Genomic DNA, 16,216 nt, shown 5'->3' on the forward strand with positions numbered 1-16,216 from the left:
GGTTTCCTGATGATCGTGTGATGGCCGTCGCCGGTGTCGTCGGTATTGTACCGGCAGGGTCAGGCGAGCGCCTTGCGGATGCGGTTCATGCTGGCCGGCTTGGGCGTGCCGAGCTCCTGCGCCCACAGGCTCACGTAGAACTCCTCCAGGAGCCAGCGCGCGTCCGTGGCCTTGCGCATGAGCTCCTCGTGCCTGGGGCCCGCGGGTTCGGCCTTCGCCTTGGCCATGGCCTTGTCGACGAGCTGTTTCGCCTCGTCCGCCTCCCACGCCCAGCGCACGTCGCGGTTCTTGTCCGACTTGGCCTTCGTCAGACGCATGAGGTCGGCGTGCAGGTACCGTTCGATGTGGCGCAGCGAGGCCGGGGGAGCGGCGCCGATGAACCCGGGGTAGACGAGCGTGGCGATGTGCTCGCGGATCGACTGGAGCACGGAGAGCATCGGCAGGTCCGCCTTGCCGGACACCGCCTTGTCCACTTCCGCGTAGCGTTTGAGGATCGCGATCACGTCGCGCGCCACCTGGTAGACGGTGTCCTCGTACACTTCGCGCACGTCGAGCACCGCGTTGGCGAGCGCCTCGTCGTCGGGCAGGCGGTCCACGTCGGGCAGCAGCCGTTTGACGGCCGCCAGCTGCAGGTCCTCGACGAGCGCCTTCGTCGACTTGTAGGGGGCGGCGGCGAGCATGAGCGCCTCCGTGCCGAGCCATCGCGACGAGACGCGTTCGTCGGGGAGTCTCAGCGCGTCGAGCGCGCCGCGCCACAGCATCGACGCGCGCGATTCGGTGGTAGCGCCCGCCTTGTGCAGCAGGTTCGCCTGTTCGACGAGCCTGCCTTGTCCTGCCGCCTGGTCGGCCTTCCGGCGCACGGCCTTGCGCGCGGAGACCTGCGCCTCCTGCGCGAATTTCACCTGCAGGGCCTTGAGGTCCTTGCCGGTGCCGAGCGTCTTGACCGCGTTCCTGCCGCGCCTGCGGCCCGTACCGCCGCGCCGGCCGTCGCCGGCCCCGCCGCGCCCCTCGTCCAGCGGCTGTTCGACCGCGAACGTCATCTTGAGGTACGGGGAGAGGCGTTCGACGAGCTCCGGTCCCAGCACTTCGGGGTGGATCTGCGCGCCGACCGTCTCGATCGCGGCGCGCGTGAACACGTGCGCGAGGTCCGGCCATGCGGCGCCGCCCGACGCTCCCGCGGCGCCGGCGCCTTCCGTGCCCGCCGCGTCGTCCTCCGGCGGCAGGTTCGGTTTGCGCTGCGAGCCGGAGCCGGGCAGGTCCGGGTAGTGCGCGTCGATCCACGCGCGGATCTTGCGCGTCGCGTCCGGCGCGGGCACGAACTGGACGCGCAGTTTCTTCGGCAGCGCCTTGATCATCGCGAGGATGAGCTCGTCGAGCAGGCCGGGCACGTTCCACGTGAACTGTTCCGGCGTGACGCGCGACAGCGCCTTCAACGGCACGTGCACGGTGACGCCGTCCGCCTTGTCGGACGGGTCGTACACGTAGCTCAGTCGCAGGTCGATCGGCTGGCCGTCGGTGCCGAGCGTGTGCCAATGGTCCGGGTAGTCGTCGAGACTCACCGATTCCGCGGACTGGAGGCGCTCCACTTTGCTCGGGTCGAAGTCGAGCAGCGTCGGATGCGCGTCATGCTCGCCCTTCCACCATTTCGCGAGGGCGGCGACGCTCGTCACATCGTGCGGGATGACCGCGTTGTAGAAGTCGAACAGGTCCTCGTCGGACACGGTCTCGGCGATCTGGCGCGTGCGGTTCGCGTCGTCCGCCGCCTCCTCCAGCTGCTTGAGGTTCTTCGCGACGAAGTCGTCGTAGCTGAACCGCTGCTGGACGTCGCCCTCCACGAGGCCCTGCCGCAGCAGGAAGTCGCGCGCCTCCAGCGGGTTGATGCGGCCCCACTGCACGGTGCGGTCCTGCACGATCGGCAGACCGTAGAGGAGCACGCGCGCGGTCGCCACGGCCGAGCCGCGCGAACCGGACCAGTGAGGCTCCGCGTACGTGGTGCGCGTGAGCGCGCCGGCCAGCGGCTCCGCCCACGCCGGGTCGATGACCGCCGAATACCGGGCCCACAGGCGCGACGTCTCCACCAGTTCGGTGGACATCACCCAGCTGGGCGTCGACTTGGCGACCGCGGAGGCGGGGAACAGGGCGAAATGCGTGCCGCGCGCGCCCAGATAGTCGTTCTTCGACATCTTCTGCGCGCGCTTCAACGCCCGAGCCCTCGTCGCGCCTTTGAGGTGCGCGTAGTCGGAGGCCTTCGGCTCGCGCACCACCTGCATGCCCATCATCGACAGGAGGCCGGCGAGCATCGACTTGTGGATGCCCTCCGCGTCCCACGAGCAGCACAGCGAATGCGCGGCCTGCTGGTTGATCGGCAGCTGGCGGATCTCCAGACCGGCGCGTGAGGCGGGCTGCGGCTCGCCCACCTTGAACTTCATCTCGCGGCACATCTGCGTCAGCTGCGCGACGAGATCCTTCCACTGGCGCATCCGCAGCCAGCTGAAGTACTCGGTCCTGCAGATGCGGCGCAGCGCGTTGTTGCTCGGGTTGCCGTCCGCCTGGAACACGCGGTCCCAGATGTTCAGGGCCGTGAGGAAGTCGGAGGTCGGGTCCGCGTAGCGGTTGTGGATGCGGTCCGCCTCCTCGCGCTTCTCGTCCGGGCGCTCGCGCGGGTCCTGCAGGCTCAGGAACGCGACGACGACGAGCACCGCGGCCAGCGTGTTCGGCGACGTGGTGCGCGCCGCCTCAATCACCATGCGGCCCAGACGCACGTCGATCGGGATGCGCGCCAATTGGCGGCCGATGTGCGTGAGCGTCACCTCGCCGCGCTTCCTCGCCACCGCCTTCAGCTCGGTGAGCTCGTTGAAGCCGTCGGAGACGGCCTTCACGTCCGGAGGGTCGATGAAGCCGAAGCCGGTCACGTCCTCGGCGGTGCGCGCCACGCCCACCGACAGCATGTGCAGCACGACCGCGCCGAGCGACGTCCTCAGGATCTCCGGCTCGGTGAAGCGCGGGCGCGTCTCGAAGTCCTCGCGCGAGTACAGGCGGATCGCGATGCCGTCCGCCACACGGCCGCATCGGCCGCTCCTCTGGTTGGCGCTCGCCTGGCTGATCGGCTCGATCGGCAGGCGCTGCACCTTCGCCGTCTTCGAATAGCGGGAGATGCGCGCCGTGCCCGGGTCCACCACGTAGCGGATGCCCGGCACGGTCAGCGACGTCTCCGCCACGTTCGTCGCGATGACGATGCGCTGATGCGTGTGCGCCTCGAACACCTTGTGCTGGTCCGCGGCGGAGAGCCTCGCGAACAGCGGCATGATCTCGATGGCGTCCGCGCGGCGCATGTCCTCGGCGCGCGGGCCGTAGTGGTGCCGCAGCGCCGCCTCGAACTCGTGGATGTCGCGCTCGCCGGACGCGAACACGAGGATGTCGCGCGGGCCCCGCTCGTGCGAGGAGTGGATGACGAGTTCGGCGCAGGCGCGCGCCACGGCCGTCGGCATGTCGGTGATGCCGTCGTCCTCATACGACGGGTTCGCGTTGCGTCCCGCGCCGCGGCCGCCGCGCGCGGGCCCCTCGTCCTCGCCGGCGATCGCGTTCGCCAGCTCCTCGTAGTCGGCGTCGCCCGGGCGCGCGCCGGTCGCGAAGCCTGGCACCTCGCGCATCAGCGCGGGCGCCGTGCCGAGCGGCTCGTAGACGACCTGCACCGGGTAGGTGCGTCCCGACACTTCGATGACCGGCACCTTCTCGTGCAGGGCGTGTTCGAAATGCTCCTGGAACTTCTCCGAGTCGATGGTCGCCGACGTGATGACGAGCTTCAGGTCGCGGCGCTTGGGCAGCAGTGCCGTCAGATACCCGAGCAGGAAGTCGATGTTGAGGCTGCGCTCGTGCGCCTCGTCGATGACGATCGTGTCGTAGCGGCTCAGCTGCGGGTCGCGTTGGATCTGCGCGAGCAGAATACCGTCGGTCACGACCCTCAGACGAGTCTTCGGGGAGCTCTCGTCGGTGAAGCGCACCTGGTAGCCGATCTCGTCGCCGAGACGCACGCCCATCTCGGAGGCGATGCGTTCGGCGACCGTGCGCGCGGCGATGCGGCGCGGCTGCGTGTGCACGATCTGCCTGCCGTGCGTGCCGCGGCCCAATTCCAGCAGGATCTTCGGCAGCTGCGTGGTCTTGCCCGAACCGGTCTGTCCGGAGACGATCACCACCTGGCTGTGACGGACGGCGTCGGCGATCTCGTCGCGCGCCGCCGAGACCGGCAATTCCGCTGGATATTCGAAACGCATGCTGCTGGGCTGACTTCCTACTGGTCGTTACTTTCGCAAAACCTCAATGATACGGAATCCCTTGGAGCTCGCGTATTTGCCCACCGCGTAACCCTCGCCGAGCGCATCCGCCAGCCACGGGATCAGCGAATCCGAACCGAGGTTCCTCTGCACGACCAGATACGCGGCGCCGCCCTCCTTCAGGCGCGGCAGCCACGCCATCAGCAGCGTGTGCAGCGCCTCCTTGCCGATGCGGATCGGCGGGTTCGACCAGATCGCGTCGAACGTGAGATCGTCCGGCATCGCCTCGCACACGTCGAGCGGCTGGTCGGCGAGCGGCGCGCCCTGTTCGTCCGTCGCCGTCACGTGCACGTTCGCCGCGCCGTTGCGCCGCGCGTTCGACGCGGTCAGCTCCAGCGCGCGCTCGTTGACGTCCACCGCCCACACGCGTGCCTCGGGGGATTCGGCGGCCAACGCCAGCGAGACCGGGCCCCAGCCGCAGCCGAGGTCCAGCAGGTCGCCCGTCTCGGGCGGCTCCGGCGCCTGCCGGAGCAGCACCGACGTGCCGAGGTCGACGCGCGAACCGGAGAACACGCCGTTCGACGTCTCCACGTCCGCCTCGCGGCCGCGCAGGGCGACGCGCATCGTGCGGCGCACGTCCTTCGACGTCGGTTCCGCCGCGAAATACTGTTCCGCCATGATGTCCTTCACACTCCTTACCGCTCCGACGCCCGCGTCGCGCGGCGCCCGGACCGTCCGTCCCATGGTGCGCATGCCGGCGCATGTCACCTCAATGATGATAATAAGGACCATAACGCAATCGAGGAACCTTCCGACGGACCAGAGGTGACATTGAGCAGCAGCCCCGCAACCCATGAACCATCGCATGACGGACGCATCGACGAGGAAGGCGCCGTGACGGGCGGCGGGGGAGTGCTCGCCGAATCCTCCGAGGTGCTGCTCGACGAGGGGAACGGCGCCGGCTGGGCGGAACGCCATGACGAGGCGTGGGAGGAACGCGAGTCGCGCAACCAGCTGAAGCACGTCGCCGGCCTCGGCGAGCTCAAGGACGTCACCGAGGTCGAATACCGCAAGGTGCGCCTCGAACGCGTCGTGCTCGTCGGCGTGTGGTCGAGCGCGAAGACCACGCAGGCCAAGGCCGAGGAGTCGCTGCGCGAGCTCGCCGCGCTCGCCGAGACCGCGGGCGCCGAGGTGTGCGACGGCCTGCTCCAGCATCGTCTCAAGCCGGACGCCGCCACCTACGTGGGTTCCGGCAAGGCGCGCGAGATCGCCGACATCGTCGCGCGCGAGGAGGCGGACACGATCGTCGTCGACGACGATCTGCCGCCGAGCCAGCGCCGCGGACTCGAGGACGCCGCCAAGGTGAAGGTCGTCGACCGCACCGCCGTGATCCTCGACATCTTCGCCCAGCACGCCACCAGCCGCGAAGGCAAGGCGCAGGTGGAGCTCGCCCAGCTCGAATACATGCTGCCGCGACTGCGCGGCTGGGGCGGGTCCCTGTCCCGTCAGGCGGGCGGACGCGCGGCCGGTGCGGACGGCGGCATCGGCTCGCGAGGCCCCGGCGAGACGAAGATCGAGATGGACCGCCGCGTCATCCGCACGCGCATCGCCCGTCTCAAGCGCCAGATCCGCGAGATGGCGCCCGCCCGCGAGGTCAAGCGCGGCTCGCGCCGCCGCTACGGGCTGCCCACCATCGCCGTCGTCGGCTACACGAACGCGGGCAAATCGTCGCTGACGAACCGGCTCACCGGATCCGCCGAACTCGTCGAGAACGCGCTGTTCGCCACGCTCGACACGGCCGTGCGCCGCGCGAAGGCGCGCGACGGCCGTCTCTACGCCTACGTCGACACCGTCGGATTCGTGCGCCGGCTGCCCACGCAGCTCGTCGAGGCGTTCAAATCCACGTTGGAGGAGGTCGCCGAGGCCGACGTGATCCTGCACGTCGTCGACGGCTCGCATCCGGACCCGTTCTCGCAGATCGACGCGGTCAACGAGGTGCTGTCCGGCATCGACGGCGCCGAATCCATCCCGCGCATCATCGCGTTCAACAAGGCCGACATGTGCGACGAGAGCACGCTGGAACGGCTCGCCGCGCTCGAACCGGACGCGCACATCGTCTCCGCGTTCGACGGCCGCGGCGTCGACGCGCTGCGCGACGCCGTCGAATCGCTGCTGCCCGTGCCCAACGTGCACGTGGACGCGCTCCTGCCGTACACGGCCGGCGCCCTGCTGTCGCAGGTGCGCGAATACGGCCACGTCTCATCGGTCGAATGGCGCGACGACGGCGTGAAGGTCGTCGCCGACGTCGACGCGCATCTCGCCGCGCGCATCGTCGCCGTCGCCGTCGACTGACGTGCGGCGCGGCGACGTGCGGCGTGGCGGGGCGACACCGTGATGTGACATTGCCCACAAAAGCCGCCATCGGGGCGTGTGAGCGGTAACAACGTTGACGTTGCAAGGAAATCGTCAACCCGCGGTCGACGCGTCGTCACGTAATGCGAGTACATTGGTAGCCGTTGGTTGAATGATGCCCGGCAACGGGCATTGACTCTAAGAGAGGTTCATTAACATGGCTGAATTGGTCAACAAGCCCACGAAGCTCGCTGTCATCGGCGCCGGCGCCGTCGGCTCCACCCTCGCGTTCGCCGCAGCCCAGCGCGGCATCGCCCGCGAGATCGTCCTCGAGGACATCGCCAAGGAGCGCGTCGAGGCCGAGGTGCTCGACATGCAGCACGGCTCCAGCTTCTACCCGACCGTCTCCATCGACGGCTCCGACGATCCGGAGATCTGCCGCGACGCCGACATGGTCGTCATCACCGCCGGCCCCCGCCAGAAGCCGGGCCAGTCCCGTCTCGAGCTCGTCGGCGCCACCGTCAAGATCCTCCAGGCCATCATCCCGAACCTGGTCAAGGTCGCCCCGAACGCCATCTACATGCTCATCACCAACCCGGTCGACATCGCCACCCACGTCGCCCAGAAGATCTCCGGTCTGCCTGAGAACCAGGTCTTCGGCTCCGGCACCAACCTCGACTCCGCCCGCCTGCGCTTCCTCATCGCCCAGCAGACCGGCGTCAACGTCAAGAACGTCCACGCCTACATCGCCGGCGAGCACGGCGACTCCGAAGTCCCGCTGTGGACCTCCGCCACCATCGGCGGCGTCCCGATGCTCGATTGGACCCCGCTGCCGGGCCACCAGCCGCTCGACGCCGACACCCGCGAGCAGATCCACCAGGACGTCAAGAACGCCGCCTACAAGATCATCAACGGCAAGGGCGCGACCAACTACGCCATCGGCATGTCCGGCGTCGACATCATCGAGGCCGTCCTCAAGGACTCCAACCGCATCCTGCCGGTGTCCTCCATGCTCAAGGACTTCCACGGCATCTCCGACGTGTGCATGTCCGTCCCGACCCTCATCAACCGCACCGGCGTCAACACCGCCATCAACACCCCGGTCTCCGACAAGGAGCTCGCCGCCCTCAAGCGCTCCGCCGAGACGCTGAAGGAAACCGCCGCCCAGTTCGGCTTCTGATGAAAAACCGTTCTACGGAGCGTTCTCCGCGTTGCGGAGAGCTCGACGTACCTTCGTGCGCCTTCGCTCTCCGCGCCTTGAGACCGCACGCGTAGCACGCTTTTTCATGCAATAGCCCCTGTACGGGTGCCTTGTGGCCCCGTACAGGGGCTATTCTTTTCGGCTCCCGCCGGCGGGAGCTGTCGGCCGGAGGTCGACTGAGGGTGGTTCGAGGTCGACTGAGGGTGGCCGGAGGTCCGCCCCGCTACTTCCGTGGAGGAATCCGTGCACCATCGCGGTCGGAAGTCGCCTGCTTCGGATTCTCCGGCCGTGATGTGCAAGGCTGTGCGGGAAGAACGGGAGGAAATTTCGCCCTCAACCCGTATCGCCGTGTCTTTCGGGTTGAGGGCGAGAAAACGCCTTCCCCTCAACCTGCATCCGCCTGTTCCGCGGGTTGAGGGAGAGGCCGATTCGCCACTCAACACCGGAAAGGGGCGTATCGCGGTTGAGGGATGATGCCGCCGGAGTCGAGAATCCTTGGAAAACAAGGGTTTCCGTCGGCGCTCTCGGTTGAGAGCCGTCTCCGTCCCCAAGCGCGTGTTCTCCCTTAACCCGAAAACCCGCCCGCAACGCGTTGAGTGCGTGAACGTCCACTGGATTGTATGGTCGCGCCTGCATGGGTCGTGGTGACGGTCACCTCGTGCCGCTGCTGCGCGCCGCCGTGGCGCCGTCGGTCGAAGGCCGACCGAGGGCGGTCCACTCCGCTATTCGTGGAGGGATTCGTCGGAGGGGGAGTCGTAGCCCTCCGGTTCGAGCTGGAACGTGGTGTGGGGGATCGAGACGGGGAAATGCTCGCGCAGGCAATCCTGCAGCTGTTCGAGGATGACGGCCGCCTGCTCCATCGTGAGCCCGCGTTCCACCACCACATGCGCCATCAGGAACGGCAGACCCGTCGACACGGTGCTCGCATGCAGGTCATGCACCGCCACCACATGCGGCACCCGTTCCAGATGCTCGCGCACCTCGTCCAGATCCAGTCCCTCCGGCGTCTCCTCCAACAGCACGTGCACCGCCTTATGCAGCAGCGACACCGCGCGGGGGATCATCATCAACGCGATCACGCCGCCCGCCACCGCGTCGAAGCCCATCCAGCCCGTCGACATCATCACCAGGGCGGACAGGACCACCGCCACCGACCCCAGCGCGTCGTTCATCACTTCGAGGAACGCCGCCTTCATGTTCATGTTGTCGCCGCGCTGCGACGCCAGGATGAAGATCGACGCCACGTTGGCGGACAATCCCAGGATGCCCACGAACAGCAGCAGGTTCACGTCGTCGATGCCATGCCCCGCCCCGCCGAACAGCCGCATGCCCGCCTCCACGAGCGCGTACACGCCCACGATGAGCAGCACCACCGCGCCGGCCGCCGCCGTCAGCACCTCAAGCCGCGCCCAACCCCACGTGCGCGTGCTGCTCGGCCTGCGGGCCATCAGCACCGCCGTCACCGTCGAGGCGATCAGCACCGACATGTCCGTCAGCATGTGGCCGGCGTCCACCAGCAACGCGAGTGAGCCGGTCAGCACCGCGGCCGCCACCTCCACGACGAACACCGAAGCCGTCACCGCCAGCGTCGCCGTGAGCCTGCGGCGGTGGGCCGCCGCCTCGCCGCCGGTCCGCGGCGCCGCGGCCGAACCATGCGCATGATCGTGAACCATGACGGATACCTCGCTTCCATCGGCCCCACGCAGGTGAGACCGTTTCTCACTACCATTCCCGGTAGCGTCCGAAAACACGAGGACCCCGGCGTTGCGGCCGGGGTCCATGACGATGACGACTATAGCACGCGTTCCCTCACGCAGGCGGGAAGCCGTTGGCGGGAATCGGCGAAGCGGCGACCGCGCGATGCGGTCCGCCGCTACAGGCGGCGCAGCACCGTGACCACACGGCCCATGATCGTCGCATGCGTGCCGTCGATCGGAGGATATGCCGGATTGTGGGGCATCAGCCACAGGTGGCCGCCCTCGCTGCGGTACGTCTTCACCGTGGCCTCGCCGTCGAGCAGGGCGGCGACGATGTCGCCGTTCACCGCGTCATGCTGTTCGCGGACCACCACGAAGTCGCCGTCGCAGATGGCGGCGTCGACCATCGAATCGCCGTGGACCTCCAGCATGAACAGGTTGCCTCCCGGTCCGGTGAGCCGCTCCGGCAGGCGCATCACGTCCTCGACATGCTGCTCCGCGGTGATCGGCACGCCCGCCGCGATGCGGCCCACCAGCGGCACGTCGCGGGATTCGCGCACCGAGGCCGGGAACGGCACCACCACCGGGGCACCCTCGTCGTCGGCGGCGGGCTCGGCGACGGCATCCGCGCCGATGCTTCCGGCCGTCGCGCCGGAAGCCGTCGGAACCGCGGGGGAGAGGATCTCGATGGCGCGGCCCTTGTTCGCATTGAGGCGGATGAAGCCCTTCTCCGCCAGCGTCTGCAACTGGTGTTTGACCGATGACGGGCTCTTCAGGCCGGTCGCCCTGCCGATGTCCCGGAAGGAGGGGGAGAAGCCGCGCTCGTTCTGGTAATCCCTGATCGCGTCGAGGATCATCCGCTGGCGTTCCGTCAGATCGCGTTCGTCCGGCTGCCCGGCGCCGCGGGGGGTGAACGGGATCGTGCTCATGGCGCACTCCTTTCCATCGTGATGGTGCAAGCATAACGCGGATTCGAACAAACGGCAAAACATATGTTCGACACGGCGGGTTGCGCGAATCGAACATACGTGCAACAATCAATACAACTGTTCGATAAAACATCTGTTCGAAAGAGGTGGTCGTCATGGTGAGGGCGATGAGGCGAATGGTCGTGCTGGTGATGGCGATGGTCGCGGTATGGGTGATGGTCGGCGTCTTCTCGTCGCCGAAGCAGGCGTCCGGCGCCTCGACGCCGGTCGAGGTGACGAGCTACACGGTGCAGCCGGGGCAGTCGCTGTGGACCTATGCGGAGATGATCACTCCGGAGGGCGGCGACGTGTCGGCGTCGGTCGACGAGCTCAAACGCCTGAACGGCATGGACGGCACGCAGGTGCGCGTCGGGCAGCGCATCATCGTGCCGGAGGAGCCCGACGAGACGGGAGGCGAACGGTGACGCGCCGGCCGGATGGCGGGCGGGGCTCCGGGGCGTCGGCGCACGCGCCCGTGAGGGGGCGGACCGTGCCGCAAGCGGGTGCCGCGGCGCGTCGAAACCCCGTCCGCACGGTGTGCGGCGTGGGTCACGCTATGGTGGTGGGTATGCATTGCCCGTATTGTCACCATGCCGAGACGAAGGTCATCGAGACCCGCGTCAGCGAAGACGGCTATTCGATTCGTCGTAGGCGCATGTGCCTGCATTGCAGCAAACGGTTCACCACGTTGGAGACCACCACATTGCTGGTGGAGAAGCGGTCCGGGAGCCTGGAGCCGTTCAACCGCGACAAGGTCATCTCCGGCGTGCGCAAGGCCTGCCAGGGGCGTCCGGTCAAGGAGGACGACCTGAGGAAGCTCGGCCAGCGCGTCGAGGAGGACCTGCGGTCCACCGGACAGGCGCAGGTCACGTCCGACGAGGTCGGCAAGGCCATCCTCAAGCCGCTGAAGGAGCTCGACCAGGTCGCCTACCTGCGGTTCGCCAGCGTCTACCAGAACTTCGAGAACCTGTCCGACTTCCAGCAGGCGATCGACGCGCTCAAGGAGGAGTGAGCAAGCGAGGAGTGAGAAGGAGGAGCGAGCGCATCCTCCCCGGGATGCCCGTAGGGGATCACGGGGAAGGGGAGTCGTAACGACGCCCACGGCCTCCAGACACGAAAAGGCCTCCATACATGAAAACCGCACCTCCGATCATCGAACCTGAATTACTCCAGTCCAACAATCGGGGTGCGGTTCGGATATACCGCCTGCGGCCATCGTATACGGGCGGGGATGCCGAGGGATCCTGCCGGATCAGGAGATCACGCGCATGCGGATCGTGCCCTCGATGGAACGCAGGGCCTCCAACGCCGCCTTGGAGGGGCGCTGGGACACGTCGGTCACCACGTAGCCGAGCTCGCCCTCGGTGCCGAGCGACTGGGCGGCGATGTTGATGTTCTCCTCGCCGAGCACGCGGTTCACGTGGGCGAGCACGCCCGGCAGGTTGGCGTGCAGGTGGGCGATGCGCGCCACGCCGCGGTTCGCGCCCAGATTGATCTGCGGCAGGTTCACCGACAGCGAGGTCGACCCCTTCTCCCAGTAGTCCTCGAGACGCTGCGAGACGAAGTGCCCGATGGCCTCCTGCGCCTCCAGCGTGGAACCGCCGATATGCGGGGTGAGGATCATGTTGTCCTCGTCCGCCAGCGCCGTCTCGAACGGGTCGCCCGTCTTCTTCGGCTCCACGGGGAACACGTCCACGGCCGCGCCCGACAGGTGCCCCGAATCCAGATGTTGCTTCAACGCGCCCAGATCGGCGACGAAGCCGCGCGACGCGTTGATGAAGATCGCGTCCTGCTTCATGTGGGCGAACTGGTCCTCGCCGAAGAACCCGGTGTTCGACTTGCGGCCGTCCACGTGGATCGTCACCGCGTCCGACTGCTCGAGCAGCTCGTTGAGCGTGGCGCAGCGGTGCGCGTTGCCGAGCGCCAGCTTCTCCTCCAGATCGTAGAACACGACGCGCATGCCCAACGCCTCGGCGAGCACGCTCAGCTGGGAGCCGATGTTGCCGTAGCCGATGATGCCCAGCGTCTTGCCGCGCACCTCATGCGAGCCGGTGGCCGTCTTGTCCCACACGCCGTGCTTGAGATGATGCGTGTGGGCGGGGATGCGGCGCATCAGGCAGATGATGTCACACAATACGAGCTCCACCACGGAACGCGTGTTCGAATACGGGGCGTTGAACACGGCGATGCCCTGCTCGCCCGCGAAACCGAGGTCGACCTGGTTGGTGCCGATGCAGAAGCATCCCACCGCGGAGAGGGTCGGCCGCGCCTCGAGCACGCGGCGCGTCACGTTCGTCTTGGAGCGCACGCCCACCACGTCGACGCCGTCCAGCGCGTCGATGAGCTCGTCCTCGCTCAAGGCCCCCTTCATCGTCTCCACTTCGAACCCGTGGTCGCGCAGCGACTTGGCCGCGTCCGGGTGAATGTTCTCCAGTAACAGTGCTTTAGGCATGATTCCCACCTTAGAGTTCCAAGTCCTTTTCGTCCAATGCGGTCCGCACGATGGCCAGACGCTGCGTCGGACGCGTCATCGCCACATACAGGTCCGCGGCGGCGACCAGACGGCTCGGCGCCTCCTGGTCGATGAGCCCGGGCTCGACGAGCACGACCGCGTCGTATTCGAGTCCCTTCACCGTCTCGGTGCCGCACACGTCCACCTGACGGTCCCACGGCTCCTGCGCGGCGAGCCGTTCCGCCTCGGCGTCGCCGAGCACGTCGCGCAGCGCCGCGTCCGTCGCGTCGCGCAGTCCGGGCAGCAGCGCGTCGGCGGCGATCACCGCCACGCGGCCCGTGCCGTCCTCGGCGACGAAGCGTTTCGCCAGTCCGGCGGCCTCGCGCGCCGCGGCCCGGCACAGCTCGCCGCGCGAGGCGACCGTCAGACGGGACACGGAGTCGGGGATGCGGCGCACCGCGTGCACGGTGGAGATGTAGAGGCCCTGCGCCTCGGCGAACCGTCCGGCGAGATCCGAGACCTCCTGCGGGTTGCGGTAGTCGATGGTCAGCTCGTTCAGATCCCAGCGGCCGCGGCCGAACAGGCGGTTCATCGTCTTCGCCCACGAGCGGGTGCCGCCGAGCGCGCTGGTCTGCGCCACGTCGCCCACGATCGTGAACGATCGCGACGGGCAGCGGCGCATGAGCATGCGCCAGTCCATGGCGGTGAGTTCCTGCGCCTCGTCGACGACGACATGCCCGTACGTCCATTCGCGGTCGCGTCCGGCGGCCTGCGCGGTCGCCTCGGCGTCCGAGCCGTTGATCTGGTCGAGCAGCATCTGCGAGGTGACGAGTCCGGTGCCGATGCCGTTCTGCGCGAGCGTGTCCTGCGCGAACCGCAGCTGTTCGGCCTGCGCGGCCTCCTCGCGGCGTCGGCGCGATGCGAGCTTCGGATCGTCGCCGAGCAGCTCCAGCGCCTCGTCGAGCAGCGGCACGTCCGAGCGGGTGAGCGGCGACCCCTTCGGACGGGTCAGCTCGGCCACCTCCTCGTCGTCCAGCCAGGGGGCGTAGCGGCGCAGCTTCGCCGGCTTGGAGAACATGTCGTCGATGAGCCACGGCCCGTTCATCGGCAGCCAGGCGAGGTTGAGCGCGACGCGCACCTTGTCGTTCATGCGCAGCAGGGAGACCACGCGGTTGACCTCGTCCTGGTCGGGCGTGTAGTCGAGCTGCTCCTCGTAGCGGACGCGCATCGCGGAGATCATCGACTTGACGAACGTCTCGCGCGCCTTGTTGTGCGGCTGGCGGGTGCGCTTGGCGTCGGCGATCGCCTGTTCGACGTCCGTGGCGAGCATCGGCACCGGCATGCCGTTGATCTGCACGACCGGCAGGTCGGCGGGCACGCGTTCGCGCGCGGCGACGGCGTTGCGCACCGCGTTGGCCATGCGGTGGTCGCCCTTGAGCCATGCGGCGCGCGGCGAATCCACGGCGGTGGCCTCGACGCCGGGGATCAGGTCGCCGATGGTGCGCGAGACCACGCCGGTCTCGCCCAGCGACGGCAGCACCTGGTCGATGTAGTGCAGGAACGTGGAGCTGGGGCCGACGACGAGCACGCCGGAACGCTCCAGCGTGCGGCGGTGCGTGTACAGCAGGTAGGCGGCGCGGTGCAGCGCCACCGCCGTCTTGCCGGTGCCGGGGCCTCCCTGCACGACGACCGCGCGGTCCATCGCCGAACGGATGATGTGGTCCTGCTCGGCCTGGATGGTGGCGACGATGTCGGTCATCTTGCCGGTGCGGCGCGAGCTCAGCGAGGCGAGCAGGGCGCCCTCGCCGGTCAGCGTGCCCGACTTCGACGCCTCGCCGACCTGATCGGAGTGGATGTCGAGCACCTCGTCCTCCAACGCGACCACGTCGCGGAAGCTCAGCGTGATGTGGCGTCGCATCACGATGTCGCCGTGATGCGACGGCGTCGCCTCGTAGAACGGCCGGGCCGCCTCGGCGCGCCAGTCGGTGAGCATCGGCACGTGGCGGTCGTCGGACAGGCCGATGCGGCCGATGTAGCGTCGCCCGCCGGTCCTGTCGTCGAGACGGCCGAACACGAGACGGTCCTCGACGGCGCGCAGCTGCGTGAGCCGGTCCTCGTACATCGTGGCGAACGAGTCGCGTTCGGTGCGCTGCGTCGGCGAGCCGTGCGATCCCGCGGCCCGCACGGCGTCGAGACGCTGCCTGGCCTGGGCGCGCAACGCGTCCAGACGGTCGTATGCGCGGCTGACCGCGTGCTGCTCCTCCTCGATCTGCGAGGCGTAACTCGACATGTGTTCCGAATCCCCTGTTCTGGTTCCTGAAAACTTGAGTATTCCAATCTACTCCACACCCCGAACGTGGCCGGCGGGTCATGCCGGAGGCGAGGTGAATTCCGGGTGAATTCGGCCCCGTCGGGCCTCCGGGGCCTTCGGAGGGCCGAAACCCGCGGGAAAAGCGCGAATTGTGTGAGTGTGTGGGGAGAAATGGGGGAAAGTGGGGTAGAGTGGGGAAGCAGTGTGGTCGGAGTGTGCCCGGATGGTGTGCGAAGGAGGTGGGGCGGATGGCCGGCGAGACCGTGAACGGTATGCAGGAGGAGGGATTCGGCCCCGCCCAGTCGGGACAGGGATACGCCGGATACCAGGGATACCCGTATCCGGGCTACCCGATGTACCCCGCCATGGGCATGCCCGGCCAGATGCCGATGGGCCAGGGCGCCGCGATGCCGGGGGCGCAGGCCCCCGCGGAGGGCCCGTCGCCCGTCGCGCCGCAGCCCGCGGCCGCCGCCGCGCCGGCGCAGCCCGCGCCGATGGGCCTGCCGCCGCTCATGCTCGGCACCTACACTCCGAAGATCGACGCGAAGGGCCGCATGGCGCTGCCCGCCAAGATGCGCGCGCAGCTCGGCACCGGGCTGGTCATGGCGCGCGGGCAGGAACGCTGCGTATACCTGCTGCCCGCCATGGAGTTCCGCCGCATCGCCATGCAGATCCAACGCACGTCGATGGGCGACAAGGCGGCGCGCGACTACCTGCGCGTCTTCCTGTCCGGCGCCGTCGACCAGGATCCCGACAAGCAGGGCCGCGTGCTCGTGCCGCAGATGCTGCGCGACTACGCGAACCTCGGCAGCGACATCGTCGTGATCGGCGTCGGCACCCGCGCCGAGATCTGGAACCGCGAGGCGTGGGAGTCGTACCTCGCCGACAAGGAGCAGGGATACGCCGACATCGCCGACGATGTCCTTCCGGAGGTGGGACTGTGAGCGCCGGCATGGACGGCGCC

At 68.4% G+C, this 16,216-nt stretch carries 11 protein-coding genes; 5 read left to right on the forward strand and 6 right to left on the reverse strand.

The window, feature by feature from the left end:
* Window positions 1-59: 59 nt before the first annotated feature.
* Together Uis4E_RS07830 and Uis4E_RS07835 are read right to left on the reverse strand one after the other, a co-directional pair.
* Window positions 60-4,271 (reverse strand): DUF3418 domain-containing protein, encoded by a 4,212-nt coding sequence (locus tag Uis4E_RS07830; protein ID WP_101622628.1) that lies wholly within the window; start codon window positions 4,269-4,271, stop codon window positions 60-62.
* Window positions 4,272-4,298: 27 nt separating this feature from the next.
* Complete coding sequence (locus Uis4E_RS07835) at window positions 4,299-4,949, reverse strand: class I SAM-dependent methyltransferase (RefSeq protein WP_165784912.1); 651 nt, start codon at window positions 4,947-4,949, stop codon at window positions 4,299-4,301.
* A gap of 198 nt (window positions 4,950-5,147) precedes the next feature.
* Between Uis4E_RS07835 and hflX the strand changes: the two genes are divergently transcribed.
* The gene (hflX, locus tag Uis4E_RS07840) at window positions 5,148-6,623 is read left to right on the forward strand and encodes a GTPase HflX (protein ID WP_101622659.1); all 1,476 of its coding nucleotides are present in this window, start codon (window positions 5,148-5,150) and stop codon (window positions 6,621-6,623) included.
* A gap of 217 nt (window positions 6,624-6,840) precedes the next feature.
* Window positions 6,841-7,803 carry an L-lactate dehydrogenase gene (locus Uis4E_RS07845; RefSeq protein WP_101622629.1) on the forward strand — a complete coding sequence of 321 codons (963 nt, stop codon included), beginning with the start codon at window positions 6,841-6,843 and terminating at the stop codon, window positions 7,801-7,803.
* Window positions 7,804-8,546: 743 nt separating this feature from the next.
* On the opposite strand, the gene Uis4E_RS07850 is transcribed toward Uis4E_RS07845, so the two are convergent.
* Both Uis4E_RS07850 and lexA read right to left on the reverse strand, forming a co-directional pair.
* Window positions 8,547-9,497, reverse strand: coding sequence for a cation diffusion facilitator family transporter (locus Uis4E_RS07850; RefSeq protein ID WP_101622630.1), 951 nt, complete (start codon window positions 9,495-9,497; stop codon window positions 8,547-8,549).
* A 200-nt stretch (window positions 9,498-9,697) separates the two neighbouring features.
* Window positions 9,698-10,450, reverse strand: coding sequence for a transcriptional repressor LexA (gene lexA, locus Uis4E_RS07855; RefSeq protein WP_101622631.1), 753 nt, complete (start codon window positions 10,448-10,450; stop codon window positions 9,698-9,700).
* 167 nt (window positions 10,451-10,617) lie between these two features.
* Here lexA and Uis4E_RS07860 point away from each other — a divergent pair, with 167 nt between their 5' ends.
* Together Uis4E_RS07860 and nrdR are read left to right on the forward strand one after the other, a co-directional pair.
* A complete protein-coding gene (locus Uis4E_RS07860; RefSeq protein ID WP_243394444.1) occupies window positions 10,618-10,914 on the forward strand; it encodes a LysM peptidoglycan-binding domain-containing protein in 297 nt (98 codons plus the stop codon).
* A gap of 143 nt (window positions 10,915-11,057) precedes the next feature.
* Window positions 11,058-11,501, forward strand: a complete 444-nt coding sequence (gene nrdR / locus Uis4E_RS07865) for a transcriptional regulator NrdR (RefSeq protein WP_101622632.1) — start codon at window positions 11,058-11,060, stop codon at window positions 11,499-11,501.
* 240 nt (window positions 11,502-11,741) lie between these two features.
* Here the strand turns inward: nrdR and serA are convergent, their stop codons facing one another.
* Window positions 11,742-12,941, reverse strand: coding sequence for a phosphoglycerate dehydrogenase (gene serA, locus Uis4E_RS07870; protein ID WP_101622661.1), 1,200 nt, complete (start codon window positions 12,939-12,941; stop codon window positions 11,742-11,744).
* Window positions 12,942-12,951: 10 nt separating this feature from the next.
* Window positions 12,952-15,231 carry a HelD family protein gene (locus tag Uis4E_RS07875; protein WP_101622633.1) on the reverse strand — a complete coding sequence of 760 codons (2,280 nt, stop codon included), beginning with the start codon at window positions 15,229-15,231 and terminating at the stop codon, window positions 12,952-12,954.
* A gap of 515 nt (window positions 15,232-15,746) precedes the next feature.
* Between Uis4E_RS07875 and mraZ the strand changes: the two genes are divergently transcribed.
* The gene (mraZ, locus tag Uis4E_RS07880; RefSeq protein WP_034527873.1) at window positions 15,747-16,196 is read left to right on the forward strand and encodes a division/cell wall cluster transcriptional repressor MraZ; all 450 of its coding nucleotides are present in this window, start codon (window positions 15,747-15,749) and stop codon (window positions 16,194-16,196) included.
* Window positions 16,197-16,216: the final 20 nt, after the last annotated feature.

The organism is Bifidobacterium parmae, from assembly GCF_002860365.1.
GTDB classification, from domain to species: Bacteria; Actinomycetota; Actinomycetes; order Actinomycetales; family Bifidobacteriaceae; genus Bifidobacterium; species Bifidobacterium parmae.